The organism is Dactylosporangium cerinum (assembly GCF_042653625.1).
In the GTDB taxonomy this organism is placed as follows: domain Bacteria; phylum Actinomycetota; class Actinomycetes; order Mycobacteriales; family Micromonosporaceae; genus Dactylosporangium; species Dactylosporangium cerinum.
Genome location: NZ_JBHSIU010000028.1, coordinates 100993 through 119320, shown reverse-complemented (window position 1 = coordinate 119320; position 18328 = coordinate 100993). Strand labels below are relative to the sequence as shown.

The 18328-nt window shown below is 71.4% G+C and carries 15 protein-coding genes; 2 read left to right on the top strand and 13 right to left on the bottom strand.

Annotation, left to right across the window (positions count from 1 at the left end; genetic code table 11):
• Position 1 precedes the first annotated feature (1 nt).
• The 6 genes from topA to ACFPIJ_RS23300 all read right to left on the bottom strand — a co-directional run bounded on the left by topA (position 2) and on the right by ACFPIJ_RS23300 (position 8129).
• Positions 2–2827: a type I DNA topoisomerase gene (gene topA, locus ACFPIJ_RS23325; protein WP_380117295.1), complete on the bottom strand. Its 2826-nt coding sequence runs from the start codon at positions 2825–2827 to the stop codon at positions 2–4.
• A 253-nt stretch (positions 2828–3080) separates the two neighbouring features.
• Positions 3081–4070 (bottom strand): hypothetical protein, encoded by a 990-nt coding sequence (locus ACFPIJ_RS23320; RefSeq protein ID WP_380117294.1) that lies wholly within the window; start codon positions 4068–4070, stop codon positions 3081–3083.
• Entirely contained in the window at positions 4067–4609 is a 543-nt protein-coding gene (locus ACFPIJ_RS23315; protein ID WP_380117293.1) for a hypothetical protein, read from the bottom strand. The genes ACFPIJ_RS23320 and ACFPIJ_RS23315 overlap by 4 nt, the downstream gene beginning before the upstream one ends.
• An 88-nt stretch (positions 4610–4697) precedes the next feature.
• A complete protein-coding gene (locus tag ACFPIJ_RS23310) occupies positions 4698–7055 on the bottom strand; it encodes a sodium-translocating pyrophosphatase (protein ID WP_380117292.1) in 2358 nt (785 codons plus the stop codon).
• Between the two features lie 218 nt (positions 7056–7273).
• A complete protein-coding gene (locus ACFPIJ_RS23305; RefSeq protein WP_203849570.1) occupies positions 7274–7762 on the bottom strand; it encodes an ATP-binding protein in 489 nt (162 codons plus the stop codon).
• A gap of 4 nt (positions 7763–7766) precedes the next feature.
• Complete coding sequence (locus tag ACFPIJ_RS23300) at positions 7767–8129, bottom strand: STAS domain-containing protein (protein ID WP_203849569.1); 363 nt, start codon at positions 8127–8129, stop codon at positions 7767–7769.
• Positions 8130–8301: 172 nt separating this feature from the next.
• Between ACFPIJ_RS23300 and ACFPIJ_RS23295 the strand changes: the two genes are divergently transcribed.
• On the top strand, positions 8302–10773 hold the full coding sequence (locus ACFPIJ_RS23295; protein ID WP_380117291.1) for a DEAD/DEAH box helicase: 2472 nt from the start codon (positions 8302–8304) through the stop codon (positions 10771–10773).
• Positions 10774–11261: 488 nt separating this feature from the next.
• Here the strand turns inward: ACFPIJ_RS23295 and ACFPIJ_RS23290 are convergent, their stop codons facing one another.
• The 7 genes from ACFPIJ_RS23290 to ssd form a co-directional block, all read right to left on the bottom strand.
• Positions 11262–12071, bottom strand: coding sequence for an Rv3654c family TadE-like protein (locus ACFPIJ_RS23290; RefSeq protein ID WP_380117290.1), 810 nt, complete (start codon positions 12069–12071; stop codon positions 11262–11264).
• 134 nt (positions 12072–12205) lie between these two features.
• On the bottom strand, positions 12206–12502 hold the full coding sequence (locus tag ACFPIJ_RS23285; protein WP_380117289.1) for a TadE family type IV pilus minor pilin: 297 nt from the start codon (positions 12500–12502) through the stop codon (positions 12206–12208).
• Positions 12503–12612: 110 nt separating this feature from the next.
• The gene (locus tag ACFPIJ_RS23280) at positions 12613–12792 is read right to left on the bottom strand and encodes a DUF4244 domain-containing protein (RefSeq protein ID WP_327006998.1); all 180 of its coding nucleotides are present in this window, start codon (positions 12790–12792) and stop codon (positions 12613–12615) included.
• Positions 12793–12848: 56 nt separating this feature from the next.
• Positions 12849–13454, bottom strand: coding sequence for a type II secretion system F family protein (locus ACFPIJ_RS23275; RefSeq protein WP_380117288.1), 606 nt, complete (start codon positions 13452–13454; stop codon positions 12849–12851).
• A complete protein-coding gene (locus tag ACFPIJ_RS23270) occupies positions 13454–14425 on the bottom strand; it encodes a type II secretion system F family protein (protein WP_380117287.1) in 972 nt (323 codons plus the stop codon). The genes ACFPIJ_RS23275 and ACFPIJ_RS23270 overlap by 1 nt, the downstream gene beginning before the upstream one ends.
• The gene (locus tag ACFPIJ_RS23265) at positions 14422–15633 is read right to left on the bottom strand and encodes a TadA family conjugal transfer-associated ATPase (RefSeq protein ID WP_380117610.1); all 1212 of its coding nucleotides are present in this window, start codon (positions 15631–15633) and stop codon (positions 14422–14424) included. The genes ACFPIJ_RS23270 and ACFPIJ_RS23265 overlap by 4 nt, the downstream gene beginning before the upstream one ends.
• A gap of 35 nt (positions 15634–15668) precedes the next feature.
• Positions 15669–16751 carry a septum site-determining protein Ssd gene (gene ssd, locus ACFPIJ_RS23260; RefSeq protein WP_380117286.1) on the bottom strand — a complete coding sequence of 361 codons (1083 nt, stop codon included), beginning with the start codon at positions 16749–16751 and terminating at the stop codon, positions 15669–15671.
• Between the two features lie 650 nt (positions 16752–17401).
• Here ssd and ACFPIJ_RS23255 point away from each other — a divergent pair.
• Positions 17402–18223 carry an HAD family hydrolase gene (locus tag ACFPIJ_RS23255; protein ID WP_380117285.1) on the top strand — a complete coding sequence of 274 codons (822 nt, stop codon included), beginning with the start codon at positions 17402–17404 and terminating at the stop codon, positions 18221–18223.
• Positions 18224–18328: the final 105 nt, after the last annotated feature.

Below are 18328 nucleotides of genomic sequence, written 5' to 3'. Positions count from 1 at the left end.
GTCACTCTGCTGGCGGAGGGGTTTTCTTCGCGGCGGTCGCCTTCCGCGGCGCCGCCTTCTTCGCCGGCGTGGCCTTCTTCGCAGCCACCGCCGTCGTGGTCTTCTTCGCCGCCGCGGTCTTCTTGGCCGCCGCGGTCTTCTTCGTAGCCCCCGCCGCCTTCTTGGCCGGCGCGTCGCCGGCCGCCTTCTTCGCGGCCGGGCGGGCCTTCTTCGGCGCAGGACCCTTGGCCCGCTTCTCGGCCAGCATCTCGCTCGCCTCGTCCAAGGTCAGCGTGTCGACCGCCTGGTTACGCCGCAGGGAGGCATTGAACTCGCCGTCGGTCACGTACGGGCCGAACCGCCCGTCCTTGATGACCAGCGGCTTCTCGGTCGCCGGGTCGGGGCCCATCTCGCGCAGCGGCGGCTTGGCCGCGGCCCGGCCCCGGGTCTTCGGCTGCTCCAGCAGCGCCAGCGCCTCCTCGAGGGTGACCGTGAAGAGCTGGTCCTCCCGCTCGAGGGATCGCGTGTCGGTGCCGCGCTTGATGTACGGCCCGTACCGCCCGGGCGACGCGATGATGTCCTCGCCGGCGGCGTCCTTGCCGACGGTCCGCGGCAGGGTCAGCAGCAGCAGCGCCTCTTCCAGGGTCAGCTGCTCCGGCGACTGCGTCGACAGCAGCGAGGAGTTCTTCTCGCCGGTCGAGACGTACGGTCCGTAGCGGCCCGACTTCAGCACGATCGGCTCGCCGGTCTCCGGGTGCTCGCCGAGCTTGCGCTCGCCGCTCGCGCCACCGATGAACAGCTCGGCGACCTTCTCCGGGGTCAGCTCGTCCGGGGCCAGCCCGTCCGGCACCGTCGCGCGGTCACCCTCCTCGCCCTCGGGCTGGTCGGGGACGAAGCGCTGCAGGTAGGGGCCATACCGACCGACCCGCACGACCACGTCGCGGTTGGCCTCGTCACGAAACAGCGGGATCGAGTTGATCCCGCGTGCGTCGATCTCGCCCAGCCGCTCGGTGACCATGCGCTTCAGCCCGCCCTGGCGGGGCACCGACCCTTCGTCGCCCGTGTCCCCACCGAAGTAGAACGGGCGCAGGAAGTCCACGGCGCTCTCGTCGCCGTTGGCGATCTCGTCGAGGACGTTCTCCATCGACGCGGTGAAGTCGTAGTCGACCAGGCGCGGGAAGTGCTTCTCCAGCAGGCCCACGACGGCGAACGCCAGGAACGACGGGATCAGCGCCTGGCCGCGCTTGAACACGTACCCGCGGTTGTTGATCGTCTCCATGATCGAGGCGTAGGTCGAGGGGCGGCCGATGCCGAGCTCCTCCATCGCCTTGACCAGCGAGGCCTCGGTGTAGCGGGCCGGCGGCTGGGTCGTGTGGCCGGTCGGGGTCAGCCCCTTCTCGGTCAACGCCTGGCCCTTGACCAGCACCGGCAGGCGGCGCTCGGCCTCCTCGGCCTCCGCGTTCTCGTCGTCGGAGGACTCGACGTAGACGCGCAGGAAGCCGGGGTCGGTGATCGTCTTGCCGGTCGCGCTGAAGTCGACCGACTCCTTCGCCGGGGTCTCCGCGTTGATCCGCACCGAGGTGCTGTTACCGACCGCGTCCGTCATCTGCGACGCGATCGTGCGCTGCCAGATCAACTCGTACAGCCGCAGCTCCTCGGCGGAGAGTTCCTTGGCCACGTCGCCGGGGGTGCGGAAGGCGTCGCCGGCGGGGCGGATCGCCTCGTGTGCCTCCTGCGCGTTCTTGACCTTGCCGGTGTACCGGCGGGGCTGCGGCGGCACCGCGGCCGGACCGTACAGGCTGAGGATCTGCTGGCGGGCGGCGGCGATCGCGGCCTCGGACAGGTTCACCGAGTCGGTTCGCATATAGGTGATGTAGCCGTTCTCATACAGCCGCTGGGCGAGCCGCATGGTCTGCGCGCTGGACAGCCGCAGCTTGCGGGAGCCCTCCTGCTGCAGCGTCGAGGTGATGAACGGCGCCGCGGGCTTGCGCCGGTACGGCTTCTCCTCCACCCGGGTGACCGTGAACGGCCGGCCTTCCAGGCGGGCGGCCAGGCCGCGGGCGCCCTGCTCGTCGAGGTGGATGACGCCGGCGTTGGGCCGGACCTTGCCGGTCTCCGGGTCGAAGTCGCGGCCGGTGGCGACCCGGTCGCCGTCGATCGCGAGCAGCGTCGCGTTGAACGTGCGGGTGTCGCCGTCCGGCAGGAGCTTGGCCAGGATGTCCCAGTAGTCCGCGGCGCGGAACTTCATCCGCTGCCGCTCCCGCTCGACCACGATGCGGGTGGCGACCGACTGGACCCGGCCGGCGGACAGGCCGCCCTGGACCTTCTTCCACAGCACGGTGGACAGGTCGTAGCCATAGAGCCGGTCGAGGATGCGCCGGGCCTCCTGGGCGTCCACCAGCGCGCGGTTGATCTCGCGCGGGTTGGCGACGGCGGCCTGGATGGCCGGCTTGGTGATCTCGTGGAACACCATCCGCTTGACCGGGACCTTCGGCTTCAAGGTCTCGAAGAGGTGCCAGGCGATGGCCTCGCCCTCGCGGTCCTCATCTGTGGCGAGGTAGACCTCGCTGGCGGTCTTCAGCAGCTCCTTGAGCCGGGTGATCTGCTTGCGCCGGTCGGCCGAGATGACATAGACCGGGGTGAAATCGTTGTCGACGTCGACGCCCAGGTAGGCCCACGGCTTGCTCTTCAGATCCTCGGGCATGTCTTTCTTGCCCACGGGCAGGTCACGGACGTGGCCGAAGCTCGCCTCCACGACGTAATTCGGGCCCAGATAGCCCGAAATAGTCTTGGCCTTCGCCGGCGACTCGACGATCACCAGCCGCTTCGTGTTGGCGGAGTTCGGCACAGCTCTCCCCGGTGCGGACGGACATGTGTCAAACGTAACGCGCGCCTACACGCCGAGTTGCGCGATGCGGCACCCGGCGGTCGGCTTGCGACACGCCGATCGGCGCCACGGTACACCCAAGCAGAAGCGCTACCTGCCCGATCTTGCGATCGTGTCGCATCGGCTGCCGTATTTGTCACGCTTTGTCGACCGCCGGTGACCCCGATGGCGGGTGGAATCACACTGCGCGGCGCAGGGTCAGCGTACCTCGCGCTCACCTCGGCCAACTCGCCTGCGGCGCCCCCGGGGGTGGCTCACCGACGAGCTCCGCGAGCCGCGTCACACGGCGCAGTCCCACGATGCGGTACGCGGGGCCGCCCGCTTTGGGACCGACGAACACCGCGATCAGCCCCGCGGTAGCCAGAGCGTCACCGATCGCCACCCAGTTGTCGGCCACCTGCCGGTCAATCGCATGTTCGTCTTGATTGTCGTTTTCATCCGGTACGTCTAATCTCTCGGCCGCCACTTCGGCGAGCGGATCGAGGTCGACGGTCGGGAGGTCCCCGACCCCGGAGTCGGGCCAGCCGTCGCGGTTGTCGTCGATCCAGTCCTCGGCCTCTTCCCCCAGGTCGACCGGCCCCGGATCGAACGTCGAGATCAGCGGCGCGGCCCTCTTCTTCGGCTTGCCGCGCGGCGCCTCCGGCAGGTCCTCGATCAATTCCTCGTCGGGCGGGTCGGCCGCCGGCACCACCCCAGCCTGCGGCGCCACTGCCTGCTCCTCCTCGACCGGCACCTCGGCGACGTCGGTCCCGCCCCCGGCCTCCCCGTCGTCCTCCTCGGGCACGTAGGGGCGGCTGGGTGCCAGGCGGAGCAGATAGGCGCGCTGGCCGTCCCACGAGCCCGCGGCCGCCACCCACAGCCGCAGCCGCCGGCCGTCCAGGACCAGGTCCCGGGGTGCCACCTTCGCGGTGCCGTCCAGCCAGCGGGCCGCGAGGGGGGCCAGCAGTGCCGCATACGCCGTCCGCACCGTCCACCGGTCCTCGACCCCGGTCGGCTCGCACGCCACGACCAGGCCCCGCTGCTCGCACTCGGCCCGCAGCACGTCCGCCCGCCACGCGTCCTCGACCTCGATCGACACCTTCGCGGTGCCACCCATCCGGCCGACCTCGCCGGCGCCGGCGAGCAGCCCCTCCAGGTCCATCGGCGTCGGCGGGCGCGCCTCCACCCCGAACAGCGACAGTTGCCGGCTCCGAGCCGGCGTCACCGACACTCGGGCACCTCGCTGAATGCCTTCTGCAGGTCCTTCTGACCCACGTGCTTCGGGTCGATGGCGCTCTGCTCGTATTCCTCCTTGAGCACGGCGAACGCCGACCCCACCGAGGCGTAGAACGCCTTCGCGTCGGCGGTCGGCAGGGCCTGCACGGAGCGCTTCGCATTGCCGTACGCGTCGCGGGCCTTGGACAGCGAGGCGGAGAACTGCCGGGCGACCTTGTCGCCACCGGAGACGTCCGGGACCCCGGCGCCGCTGATCCCCACCCTGGCCTTCTCGCTCGCGGTCTCCGCGCCCGCCAGCAGGTCCACGATGTTGGTCTTCGTCTGCGTGGCGGTCTTCGCCGACTGCAACTGCTGCTGTGCCCTGGCGGTCAGGTCGGCGATCTCGGTCCGCCATGGCGCGAGCGCCGTGCACACCGACTGGGCCCACCGCTTCGGCGCCACGTCGCCGGCACCATCAGCGCCGCACCCACCCGTACCCGCCGAAACGAGGACGAACAGGAGGCCAGTGGCGACGACGCGGATGCGCATGAATGGAAGCCTAGAACCGATCGTCTGTTCGACAAATACGACGCCCCGGCCGGAATGATCCCGGCCGGGGCGTCGGTGTGAAACTCGGTCAGGCGGTGACCCGCTCCGGGGCCGACTCCTGCGAGGAGGCGCCGTCGCCGTCGCCGGCGTCGACCGAGACCGGCCTGCGCTTGTTGAGGATCACCGCGATGGCGATGATCAGCGCCGCGCCGATCGCGATGGCGAACCGGATCCCCGGGTTGCCGTCGCCCGTGGTGTAGACCACCACGGCGGGCGCGATCAGCAGCGCGACCAGGTTCATCACCTTGATCAGCGGGTTGATCGCCGGGCCGGCGGTGTCCTTGAACGGGTCACCGACGGTGTCACCGATGATCGTCGCCTCGTGCGCCGGCGAGCCCTTGCCGCCGTGCGTGCCGTCCTCGACGAGCTTCTTCGCGTTGTCCCACGCGCCACCCGAGTTGGACAGGAAGACCGCCATCAGCGTGCCGGTGCCGATCGCGCCGGCCAGGTAGGCCGCGAGCGGTCCGACACCGAGACCGAAGCCGACCGCGATCGGCGCCATCACCGCGAGCAGACCCGGCGTGATGAGCTCACGCTGGGCGTCCCGGGTGCAGATGTCGACGACCTTGCCGTACTCCGGGCGCTGCGAGTAGTCCATGATGCCCGGGAAGTCGCGGAACTGGCGGCGCACCTCGATCACGACCGAACCGGCCGAGCGGGCGACGGCGTTGATCGCCAGGCCCGAGAAGAGGAACACGACCGCGGCACCGATGAGCAGGCCGACCAGGTTGCCCGGGTTGGCCACGTTGAGGAACTTGTCCACCTCGACCTGGCTGAACTCCTTCAGGATCGAGTCCGTGTAGGAGCCGAACAGCGCCGTCGCGGCGAGGACCGCCGTGGCGATCGCGATGCCCTTGGTGATCGCCTTGGTGGTGTTGCCGACCGCGTCGAGCTCGGTCAGCGTGCGGGCGCCGCGCTCGTCGATGTCACCGGACATCTCGGCGATGCCCTGCGCGTTGTCGCTGATCGGGCCGAACGTGTCCATCGCGACGATGACGCCGACGGTGGTGAGCAGGCCGGTGCCGGCCATGGCGACCGCGAACAGCGACAGCGTGATCGAGCCGCCACCGAGCAGGAACGCGCCGAACACGCCGGCGCCGATGACGAGCGCGGAGTACACGGCCGACTCGAAGCCGACGCTGATGCCGGCGAGCACCACGGTCGCGGGACCGGTCAGCGCGCTCTTGCCGATGTCCCGGACGGGACGGCGCTCGGTCTCGGTGAAGTACCCGGTCAGCGCCAGGACGATGGCCGCCAGCAGGATGCCGATGGCGCAGGCGATGATCGCGGTGACGTTCGGGCCGAACGGCGGTGCGTCGCCGCCCGCGAGTGCCTTGATCGCCTTCAGGCTGTCGCCCTCGCCGTGCAGGCCGGACCACTTGGCCGGCAGGTAGAACAGCGCGGCGCCGGCAACCAGCACGATGGAGATGAGGGCGGAGATGTAGAACGCCCGGTTGATGGCGACCAGGCCGTTGCGGTCGGAGGGGCGCAGGCGGGTGAGCGCCACCCCGAGGATCGCGACGATGACGCCGATCGTGGAGACGATGAGCGGGAAGACCAGGCCTTCCTCGCCGAACGCGGCACGACCCAGGATCAGCGCGGCGACCAGGGTCACGGCGTAGGACTCGAAGAGGTCCGCGGCCATACCGGCGCAGTCACCCACGTTGTCACCGACGTTGTCGGCGATGGTGGCGGCGTTGCGCGGGTCGTCCTCCGGGATGCCCTTCTCGATCTTGCCGACCAGGTCGGCGCCGACGTCGGCGGCCTTCGTGAAGATGCCACCGCCGACCCGCATGAACATCGCGAGCAGCGCGGCGCCGAACCCGAAGCCTTCCAGCACGGTCGGGGCGTCGCTCTTGAAGATCAGCACGACCAGCGCCGCACCGAACAGGCCGAGGCCCACGGTGAGGAAGCCGACGACGCCACCGGTGCGGAAGGCGATCTGCATCGCCTTCTCCCGGCCGCCGTCTTCTCGGGCCGCCGCCGCGACGCGCAGGTTGGCGCGGGTCGCCAGCGCCATACCGGCGCCGCCGATGAAGGCCGAGAAGACCGCGCCGACGATGAAGAACGCCGACCGGCCAATCTTGATCATGGTCTCGTTGTCCCCGGCGTCACTCACGGGGAGCAGGAACAGCACCACCACGGCGATGACGACGAAGATGCCGAGGGTCTTGAACTGGCGCGTGAGGTACGCGGTCGCGCCCTCCTGCACCGCCCCGGCGATCTCCTGCATCTTCGGGGTGCCCCGACCAGTCGCGAGCACAGCCTTGACCAACGCGGCCGCGAAGCCCAACGCCACGAAGGCGATGACGAGCGCGACGACGACATAGGTCAGGTTGTTCCCGCTGAGGGAAATCTCGTCGGCTGCGACGAGTGTTGCGGACATTCGTTGTCCTCCTGTACCGACACATGACAGCGCCGCGAGCGGTCAGGCCGGCGGCGGGTTCTCCCCAGGGGGAGCCGTGCGGACGGCCGAGGTACCCAATGACCAGGCCCGTCATACACGATCGCCGTACTCTAGCCGCAGAGCGTGTCTGTGGTCACACCGACTTGCGCGTTTCAAGAGATCGCTTTTCGTCGATGGTCCACTTTGTCATCGGTGTCCTACTCCGCAGGACGCTCCAGGGGCCACGACATCCGCACCTCGGTGCCGACGCCTTCGGCCAGCTCGGACACGTTGAGATCATCGACAAGCCCCGCGAGCAGGGCCAACCCCATCCGCGCCGCGACCGCCTCCTCCGCCAGCAGCTCCGGCGGCGTGGTCAGCGGCAACGCCGGGTCCGACAGGACCATCACGGAATCTTCATCCCCAGCTTCACCCGCCAGCCGCGCGACCAGCGCCCCGTTCGCAGCACGGTCCACCACCCGGACCGTGAACCGGTCACCGTCGGCCATGGCGACGTCGACCAGGTCCTCCAGTCCGTGCGACCGGTGCAGGGCCACGGCGCGGGAGCAGGCCTCGCCGATGGCGAGCCTGACCTCCTCGAGCAGCTCCTCAGCCACGCCGGCCCGCCGCGCGACGGCCACCCCGACCAGACGGGCGGTGCGGACATGCGCGGCCGCTGGCGAGAATGACAGCCTGACTGTGGGCATGAACCTACGCCGTGGGTTCGGCGTCCGAGCCGACCGCGGCGGTCGCGGCAGCTACGGAGTCGTACAGGGAGAACACCCGATCCAATGCGGTGATCCGGAAGATCTTCAGGAGCCTCTCGTGCGCGCACACCAGCCCGAACGTGCCGTTGACCGCCCGCAGCCGCTTCAGCGCGCCGACGAGCACACCGAGCCCGGTCGAGTCCAGGAACTCCACCCGGCTCAGGTCGACCACGACATGGCGGGCGCCCGTCTCGACGAGCTCGACCAGCTTCTCGCGAAGCCGCGGAGCGGTGTAGACATCCACCTCACCGCCGACTTCGAGCACTGTGTGGTCGCCGGAGTCGTACGTCGACAACGACAGCTCCATGCGGACCTCCTCATCTGAGCGGGTTCGGGGTGTCATGGGCCGTCGCCCACAATGAGTCTCTCGGGCATCTAACCATCGACGCCCCCACAAGGCGACGCGTCCACCCTGTTTCCCACAAATGCCACACGTGTACCGCAGCATCTCTTCGAACATCTGTCTTAGAGTGCTCGACGTGACGGCTGTGCTCCCGCTCTTCTCCTTCCTACCGCCCCGCCGCGCCGAATCACTCACCCACGTCGAGCACGTGCCGCCCCGCGCCGGGGCCGTCTCCCCGTGGCCCGACTGGACCCCGCCCCTGCTCAGGTCCGCTTTCGCGGCCCGCGGCGTGGACCTGCCCTGGACCCATCAGGCGACCGCGGCCCAGCTCGCATGGTCCGGCACCCACACCGTCATCGCGACCGGGACCGGTTCGGGCAAGTCCCTCGCGTACCAGCTGCCGTTCCTGTCCTCGCTGCTCACCGACGACAAGGCGACGGTGCTCTATCTCTCACCCACCAAGGCCCTGGCCGCCGACCAGCTCCGCTCGCTGCACGGCCTCGACCTGCCCGGCGTCCGTCCCGCCAGTTACGACGGCGACACCCCTCGGGAGGAACGCGACTGGGTGCGCCAGCACGCCCGCGTCGTGCTCACCAACCCCGACATGCTGCACCACGGCATCCTGCCCAACCACGCCTCGTGGACCCGCTTCCTGCGCGGCCTGCGCTTCGTGGTCGTCGACGAGTGCCACACGTACCGCGGCGTCTTCGGCTCACACGTCGCCCACGTCCTGCGCCGGCTGCGGCGGGTCACGGCCCGCTACACCCCGAGGGGCCTTGCCGGGCCGTGCTTCATCCTGGCGTCGGCGACGTCCGGCGACCCGCAGGCGTCCGGGTCCCGGCTGGTCGGGCTGCCGATGGCCGCGGTGACGGAGGACGCCTCACCGCGCGGCGGGGTGACGTTCGCACTGTGGGAGCCGCCGCTGCTGCCTCCCGCTCCCGACGCTTTGAACGCTGGCGCTTTGAACGTTGGCGCTTTCGATACCGGCGCTTCGGACGTCGGCGCTTTGGATGTCAGCGCTTTGGACGTCAGCGCTTTGGACGTCGGCGCTTTGGACGTCGGCGCTTTGGACGTCGGCGCTTTGGACGTCGGCGCTTTGGCTTTCGATGCGGCGCCCGCGGTACGGGACGCCGAGCCCGTGCGTCGCTCGGCGTTGCGGGAGACGGCCGACCTGCTCACCGACGCGGTCGTCGCCGGCGTCCGGACCCTCGCTTTCGTCCGGTCCCGCAAGGGCGCCGAGGTCGTCGCGAGCATGGCCCGCCGTTCCCTCAACCAGGCGGTGCCGGGCCTCGGTGAGCGGGTCGCCGCGTACCGCGCCGGCTACCTCCGGGAAGAACGCCGCGCCCTCGAACGCGACCTCATGGACGGCACCCTGCTCGGCCTCGCCTCCACCAACGCCCTCGAACTCGGCGTCGACCTCGTCGGCCTCGACGCGGTCCTCATCTCGGGCTACCCGGGCACCCTCGCCTCCCTCTGGCAGCAGGCGGGCCGAGCGGGCCGCGCCGGCCGGGACGCGCTGTGCGTGCTGGTAGCCCGGGACGACCCGCTCGACACGTACCTCGTGCATCACCCGGAAGCTCTCTTCGGCAAGCCCGTCGAGGCAACCGTCCTCGACCCCGCCAACCCGCACGTCCTCGCCCCACAGCTGTGCTGCGCCGCCGCCGAACTGCCCCTCACCCCGGCCGACCTGCCACTCTTCGGCCCGACCGCGGAGACCACGCTGGACGCACTCGTCGCCGCCGGGATCCTGCGACGGCGCCCCAGCGGCTGGTACTGGACCGAACGCCAACGCCCCGACGTCGACCTCCGCGGCGCGGGCGGTGGCCCGGTCGCGGTCGTGGAGGAGTCCACCGGCCGCCTGCTCGGCACGGTCGACACCGGCTCCGCCCACCACCAGGTCCACACCGGCGCGGTCCACCTGCACCAGGGCACCGCGTACGTGGTCGACAAGCTCGACCTGGCCGACTCCGTCGCCCTCGTGCACGCCGAGGAGCCCGACTGGAGCACCCACCCCCGTGACGTCACCTCCCTGACCGTCCTGTCGGTCCGCCAGACCCGCACCGCGGGCCCGGTCACGCTCTCGCTCGGCGAGGTCGAGGTGACCTCCCAGGTGGTGAGCTACCAGCGCCGCCGCATCTCCAGCGGCGAGGTCATCGACACCTGCCAGCTCGACCTCCCCGAACGCATCCTCAAAACCGTCGCCGTCTGGTGGACCGTCTCCCCCGAGGCCCTCGACGAAGCCGGCATCCCCGAGGTCGACTGGCCCGGCGCCCTCCACGCCGCGGAGCACGCGTCGATCGGCCTGCTACCACTCGTCGCCACCTGCGACCGCTGGGACATCGGCGGCCTCTCCACCGCCCTGCACGCCGACACCGCCCTACCGACCGTCTTCGTCTACGACGGCCACCCCGGCGGCGCCGGGTTCGCCGAACGCGCCTTCGACGTCGCCACCGACTGGCTCGCCGCCACCCGCACCGTCGTCGCCGAATGCCGCTGCGAGCAGGGCTGCCCGTCCTGCGTCCAGTCCCCCAAGTGCGGCAACGGCAACAACCCCCTCAACAAACACGACGCCGTCCGGGTCCTGACGCTCGTCCTCGCCTCCCTGTAGCGCTCCAGCGCCCACCCGCCGCGATCCGCTGCACCGATTCCCGAGAGACGTCGGCCCCGTTCCAGCGCTAATGCAATCGCGGCGTAGATCGAAGCCGCGCGCTGGCCGCGCGAACGACCCGCACACGACCTCGATCACCAGGAAGATCCACTCCTGGATTGAAGTAATCACACAAAGCGCCTTATTCGGACACCATCAACGCCAGATCCGACGCACCCGCCCGAGGCCTCAGCGCAGACCCCACGACCCAGCCCTCCACAGCACACCCGCCGCCCAGTGCTTCTCGGCACACCCCGCTTCCCGACCTTTCTCCGCACACCCGCCGCCCAACGCTTCTCCGCACACCCCGCTGCCCAACGCTTCTCGGCAACCGGGCTCCCGACGTCACTCGGCCTGCCAATCGCCTCGGCCAGCCGTGCCAAGCCGAAGGATCCCCGGCCCTTCTGGCCAGCGGTTCCTTCGGCCTGGCAGGTGTCTCTGTGATGCGGTCATCCGTCCCGATCGGCGGCGACGCTCGCGTCTCGGACCGGGCCTGCACGGGCGGTTGCCCGACCGGCCGGCGTGGTGTCCGACAGGCGGACCTCGACCGTCACGCGTACGTCGAGGCCATCGACCGTGCAGCTCACCAGCCTGGCGTCGTTGGCCGACACCACCCGACCGGCGACCGGGCAGGCCACCGCCGAGCCGTCGACCGCCCACACCGCTGCGGCGAGCGCACCCGCATCGGCCGCGTTCTGCGCCCGATGCCGCGCGACGCGCGCACCGCCCAGCCCGATCCCGACGACCAACGCCGCCACGAACACGACCCCGACCACGACCATCAGCAGCGAGATCGACCCGCGGTCCCGGCCCGGAGGCCTCGCACGTGCCGCCGCCACCGACGGCGAACCCGCCGGCACCGCCCCTGCCGACGCCACCAACACCGCACCCGCTGGAGCCGCCCTTGCCGACGCCACCAACGCCACACCTGCCGGCGCCGCCGTCACTACACCCCTGGCGCAGCCATTGGCGTCGTCACCAACGCCACACCCGCCGGCACAGCCGTCGACGTCGCCACCAAAAGCCACACCGTCCGGCGACATCGCCGCACCCGCCAGCACAGCCATCGGCGTCACTACCAAGGCCAAACCGTCGGGTGCCGCCATCGGCGACATCGCCACACCCGCCAGCACAGCCATTGGCGTCGCCGCCAACGCCACACCGTCCAGTGCCGCCGTCGCCGACACCGCCACACCGTCCGGTGCCGCCTGCGTCGACACCACCACACCCGCCAGCGCGGCCGTTGGCGTCGCCGCCAAGGCCACACCGTCCGGTGCCGCCGTCGCTGCACCCGCCCTTTCCGCAGCCGCCGTTGCGAGGCGCACCGGACAGGCCGTTGCCACCGGCCGCGGCACGGACGGCGCCGCCGATCTGGCGAAGACGGGCCGGCCGCTCACGGCTCCTCGCTCTCGGGCTCGACCAGCGCGACCGCCTCTTCCCGCAAGGTGATCGACGGCAGAGGGCCGAGACCGACCCGCTGCCGCACGGTCACCCGCACGAGGTCACCGTCGCGATGGACCGAGATCGTGACGCCCGGCGGCATGGCACCACGGCCGGTGGACTCCGGCTCGCCGCGGGCCGCCGCCCTTGCCGCCAGACCAGCCGCGTCGGTCAGGCGCACCTTGGCCGCTGAGGCGCTCCACCCGGCGAGGAAGATCAGCAGCAGGACGACGACTCCAGGAAGTGCCACGGCGAACTCGACCGTCGCCGACCCGCGGTCGTCGGCGCGGCCGCTGCGGAACGTCCAGCTCCGCCGTCGCCATGGACCCCCGCGGCGGACGCCACGATCCCGGTCGCTTCTCATCCCAGTGCCCCGCCGACCAGCCGGAACATGGCGTTGTACGTCGAATCCGACATCACGACCTTCAGCAGCACGGCGGCAAGTGCCACCCCGACGCCGATGACCAGGACGTATTCGATGCTGTGCGACCCACGGTCTCCCCTGCGGAAGGCACGGAGACGGGCGCGGAGGTTGTGCACTGGTGCTCCTTCACAAATGACGCTCGACCACATCGATCGACGAAACGAACAGCGACTCACAGCACGCTCAGCACGTCGCGGATGATCGCGGCGACCACCGGGACGACCCCGATCAGCACGAACGCGGGCAGGAAACACACCCCGAGCGGCAGCACGACCAGCACGCCGACCCGGCGCGCCGACGCCTCGCCGGCCGCCGTCTTCGCGACGCGCAGGTCGGCCGCCTGCCGCTCGAGGGCCACCGTCAACGCCGTGCCCCGGTCGGCGCTGCGGGCGGCGACCCGGGAAAGCCGCCGCCCGCCGGGCAGGTCGGCCAGGTGCACCCAGGCATCCCGCGGCGACGCACCGAGCCGCAGTGCCCGTCCGACGAGCGTCAACCTGGTCCCGACCGGCCCGCCGACGGCCTCCCCGACCACGATCGCCGCGCGATCGGGTGGCGCGCCGGTCCTCAGCGCGGCGGCCAGGAGGTCCGTCGCGAACGGCAGGTCGCCCCGGGCCCTGGCCCGCTCCTGGCGCGTGCGCGGCGACTCCACCCGCCGAAGCGCCCGCTCCGCCACGATCGCCGTGACGAGCCCGACCGCGATGCCCGCGATCCCGCCCAGCAGCAGGCCGACGGCCAGGGCACAGCCGGCCGCGGACAGCCAGCGCCGACCCCGGCTCATCACCGCACCTCCGCGACGACGGAACGGACCATCCGCCCGGTCCACAGCAGCCCGGCGCATTGCAGCGCGACGGCGGTGATCGCGCAGGCCGCGCCGAGCGGGGTGTGCAGCAGCTGGCCGAGGGGGTCGACGCCGATGCCGGCGCCGAGCCACAGCCCGGCTGCGGGCAACCCGACCAGCAGCGTCGTCGTGGTCTGGGCACCCGAGGTCTGCGCCCCGAGGTTGAGCCGCAGGGTCTGCCCGGCCCGCAGATCCGCCTCGACCTGGTCGAGGAGATCGGCGAGCGGCGTGCCGAGCGCCTCACTGACGCGCTGCGCCGCCTCCAGCCGGGCCAGCGCCACCGAGACGGCCGCGTCCTCCCGCCTCCGCCCTCGCCCACCGGGCGCGTGCCCGGCAGATCCCACCGGGCCACCGGTGCCCGCTCGCCGGCCACCTCCGTCGGCTGCCGCCCAGATCCGTCGAACGGTTGCCCCGAGTGCCGGACGGTCACCGGTCGGGGGCGCCGGTGCGGGGCCGGGTGCGGCGTACAGCTCCACGTCCGCCCCACCCGGATACGGCGCGGCGGTCGCATACGGCACCACGCCCGCCCGCAGATCACCGACCGCGTCCTCGATCGCGTCGAGCAGCTCCGCCACCGCCCGATCGGCGGCCCGCCGGGTCAGGTGGTGGCGGATGCCGATCAGCGTGACCGTTGCGTACGCCGCGGACAGCACAGCGGCGACTGGACCACCGCCCAGCAGCCCGATCCCACCCGCCACCGCGCCGCCGGCGGTGACGACCACACCGGGCCGCTCGACGAGCCCGGCGGCCAGCCGGTCCTTCGTCGGCCACCGGCGTCGAGCACCGGCGGTCCTGCGGTGTCTGGAGAGCCGGTCGAGCCGGGTCCGGGCTCGGCGCCGCCGGATCAGCAGCAGCCCGAAGCCGACGGTCAGTGCGCCGCCCGCGGCCAGGGCCAGGTCGATGGCGTTCATTGCCAACCCTTCCCCGACACGTATCGCCACGGCCCTGACGGTCTGGGCGGCGTGATGCCCCGGTCGGCGATCAGCATCTCCAGCTGCTCGGATGCCGGTGCCGCGCCGGTGCCACGCCGCCAGGCGGTGAGCACGACGGTGGTCCGCTGCTCCGGATGCGCGTCCAGGACACAGATCTCGCTCAGGAACCGGGTGCCGTCCGCGCCGCGCTGCAGGTGCACGACGACCCGCAGCGCGGCGTGGACGAGGGCGTGCAATGCCGCTCTCGGCACGCCTCCCAGCAGCCCGAGGGCCTCCAGGCGGGCCGGCACGTCGGCGGGCGAGTTGGCGTGCAACGTGGCCGCCCCACCCTCGTGGCCGGTGTTGAGCGCGCCGAGCAGGTCGACGATCTCGGCGCCGCGGCACTCGCCGACGACCAGGCGGTCAGGACGCATCCGCAGGGCCTGGCGGACCAGGTCCCGCAGGGTGATCTCGCCGGCGCCCTCCACGTTGGACATCCGCGACTGCATCGAGACCACGTGCGGGTGCGCGAGCCGCAGTTCGGCGGCGTCCTCGACGACGACGAGCCGCTCGGTGGGCGGCGCCAGGGAAAGCAGCGCCGCCAGCACCGTGGTCTTGCCGGTGCCCGTGCCGCCCGTCACCAGGAGCGGAATCCGCGCCGCGATGATCGACGCCAACAGCCGGGCCGCACCCGGGTCGAACGTGCCGCACGCGATGAGCTCGTCGACGGTGAACGTCTGCCGGCGAAACGTCCGCAGCGACAGATACGGTCCCTCGCGCCCGATCGGCGGCAGCACCGCGTGCAGCCGGGTGCCGTCGGGCAGTTGCGCGTCGACGAACGGCGACGCGTCGTCCAGCCTCCGCCCGGCGCTGGCCGCGAGTCGCTGGGCGAGCCGGCGCACCTCGGCCGCATCGCCGAACTGCCCGTTGGCCCGCCGCAGGCCGGCGCCGCGGTCGACCCACACCTCGACACCGTTGACGAGGACGTCGGTGACGGAAGGGTCGGCGAGCAGCGGTGCGAGCCCGCCGGCACCGATCATCTCGCCGATGAGCCGGTCGGCCACCTGCCGCAGCGTGCTCTCCCCGAGCAGGGGCGCACCCGGCTCGGCGCGCACCGCCGCCAGCACCGCCCCAGGTGTCGGCTCGACGCTGTCGACGGTCATCCGCAACCGGACCCGCTCGACGAACTCGTCCATCGGCACGGTCACCACGCCGCCTCTACGCGCCTCCAGGACCACTGCGTTCATGCCGCCACCCCGCCGGCCAGGCCGAGGTCGCCGATGATCCGGCGGCACAGCTGGGCGAGCGGGCCGCGGCCGTTGCCGGCCGGTGGGGTGCCCTGCTCGAGCCGCCGCGGCAGGTCGGGCTCGGCGCGCAGCGTCCCGGCCACGGGCAGGCCCAGCGACTGGGCGATCTGCCGGGCGCGCAACCGGCCGGGCGCGGGACCGCGGACAACCAGCCGCAGCTCGTCGGTGTGCGGTGCGACGGTTGCGGCGACCCGGGCGGCCGCGACGCAGGCCCGCAGCTCGGCCGGCACCACCAGGAGGACCCGGTCGGCCGCGCGCAGGGCGAGGACAGCCGCTTCGTCCAGCGATCTGGGCAGGTCGGTGACGACGAGGTCGCGGCCGCGGCTGCCGGCGTCGAGGGCGGCGGCCATCGCGTCCTGTGACAGGCCGCCGGGCTGACCGCGGTCGCAGGACAGCACGGCGACGTCGCCGCGGCTCGGCAGGGCGGCGACGAGCGCGGGCGGGTCGACGGCGCCGCTCGTCGCCGCGAGGGCCGGCCAGCGCAGTCCGGCGACGTCCTCCCAGCCGAGAATCAGGTCGGCGCCGCCGCCGAGGGGGTCGGCGTCGACGAGCAGGGAGCGCAGGCCGACCTTGCCCGCGGTGATCGCCAGGCCGGCGGCGAGGACGCTGGCGCCGGCGCCGCCGCGCCCGCCGAGGACGGCGAGGATCCGGCCGCGGGCGGCGACCGTGACCGCGTGCCGCTGCGCCACCGTCGCGAGACAGTCCACGAGCCAGGCGGCACCTTCGGGGAAGCGGACGATCTGCTCGGCGCCGACCGCGTCGGCGAGCGCCGTCGCGTGGTCCGGCCGCGGGTCGCGGGTGAGCAGCACGACCCCTCGCCGGCGGGGCAGCCCGGCCCGGGCGCAGGCCGGCGCAGCGGCGTCGCCGATCAGGACGATCGGCGCGTCCGGATATCGGTGCCGGGCCGGTTCTGGGCCGGGTTCGACGTCGACGTCGAGCGGGACCCTGGCGGCGAGGCCGAGCACGTCGTCGAGCAGGTCGAGGTCGTCGGTGACGAGCAGCGGTCGATGTCGGGCCACGGCGTGCTCCATGGTGTCGGCGGGCTGGGTGGACTGCGCACACCATGGCTCCGACACGATGGGGGCGGCTGGGCCGCCGGGCCGTTTCTGTGGATAACCCGCCGCTTGTGGATAACCTCCGCGCCCACAGTCGATCTGCTATGTCAGTCCGGACAAATAGGGCGCAACGCGGCGTGCGACTCGCTGGCCGTACCAGCGAAAAAACGATGCATGCCAAAACGGTCGAAGAGGCAGAATTCGTGAACGCTCAACAAAGCATCCAGCGTCAATGCTCTATAACCCGACCATTAGTCGGTGCCAGGACGCAGAAAGCCATGTGGCACACGCCATACAAAGGGGACGACCCCCGCCGGGGGGTGACGGGGGTCGCCGGGGGTTCGGCTCCGGGGGGGTCGAGCCGAACCCACTCAGCGGCTACGGGGGGGTGCAACCGCTGAGGGTCGAATAACGGGTCGCAGTCACTTGGACATGAAACCTCGTCGCAAACATAAGCATGCCTGAGTGGACCGCCATACGTCGAGTAGGACCGGCCCGCAACACGCCCAGAACGCCAATCAATATTTCACGCCGCGGTAATCATCCGTGATCAACCCCACGCCGAGAGTGATCCACCAAGTCCGGGCCCCGCTCCGTGTCCCGCAACGCTACACTTGCCCGCCGTGGGGCGTAGCGCCGCGTTTTTCGACCTGGACAAGACGGTGATCGCCAAGTCAAGCGCCTTGGCCTTCGGTCGACCGTTCTATCGCGATGGGCTGATCAGCCGCCGCGACGTGATCAAGGGTGCCTACGCGCAGCTGCTCTTCCGCGTCGGCGGAGGCTCCGACGAGCAGACCATGGCCAAGACGCGGGACTACCTCGCGGCCCTGGTCAAGGGCTGGCGCGCCGAGCAGGTCCGGCAGATCGTGCGGGAGACGCTCGAGGAGCTGATCAGTCCGTACATCTACGCGGAGGCCGTGCTCCTGATCGAGGAGCACCGTGCCGCCGGCCGCGACGTGGTCCTGGTCTCGACGTCCGGCGACGAGATGGTCCGGCCGATCGGCGAGCAACTGGGCGTCACCGACATCATCGCGACCCGGATGGTCATCGGCGACGACGGCCGCTACACCGGAGATCTCGACTTCTACGCGGCCGGACCCAACAAGGTCGTCGCGGTCAAGGAACTCGCCACCGAGCGCGACTACGACCTTGCCACGTGTTTCGCCTATTCCGACTCCGTGACCGACGCGGGACTGCTGAGCCTCGTCGGACATCCGACCGCCGTCAATCCCGACCGCGGCCTGCGCAAGATCGCCATTGAGCGCAGCTGGCCGATGCTCACGTTCCGCCACCCGATCCCGCTCGCCCGGCGCCTGCGGGAGCGTCCGGCGGTGCCGGTGACGGCCGCGGCCATCGGTGTCGGCGTGGGTCTGGCGATCGCGTTCGCCCTGTACAGCAAGCATCGCCGGACGAAAGCGGCCATCACTGCGGCATGATCACAGCAGCACCACCAGTCACATTTTGCGGCTGAGGGGTTCCGCTCATGGAGGTCACGGCGTAGAACAGAAGTGCGGGATCTGAACGGATCTCGTGCACGGCCA

What these genes read in the sequence shown, in the direction of transcription:
- ACFPIJ_RS23315 (WP_380117293.1), bottom strand. Translation starts at nt 4,609, where the DNA reads ATGCGCATCCGCGTCGTCGCCACTGGCCTCCTGTTCGTCCTCGTTTCG.
- ACFPIJ_RS23310 (WP_380117292.1), bottom strand. Translation starts at nt 7,055, where the DNA reads ATGTCCGCAACACTCGTCGCAGCCGACGAGATTTCCCTCAGCGGGAAC.
- ACFPIJ_RS23305 (WP_203849570.1), bottom strand. Translation starts at nt 7,762, where the DNA reads ATGCCCACAGTCAGGCTGTCATTCTCGCCAGCGGCCGCGCATGTCCGC.
- ACFPIJ_RS23300 (WP_203849569.1), bottom strand. Translation starts at nt 8,129, where the DNA reads ATGGAGCTGTCGTTGTCGACGTACGACTCCGGCGACCACACAGTGCTC.
- ACFPIJ_RS23275 (WP_380117288.1), bottom strand. Translation starts at nt 13,454, where the DNA reads ATGAGCCGGGGTCGGCGCTGGCTGTCCGCGGCCGGCTGTGCCCTGGCC.
- ACFPIJ_RS23270 (WP_380117287.1), bottom strand. Translation starts at nt 14,425, where the DNA reads ATGAACGCCATCGACCTGGCCCTGGCCGCGGGCGGCGCACTGACCGTC.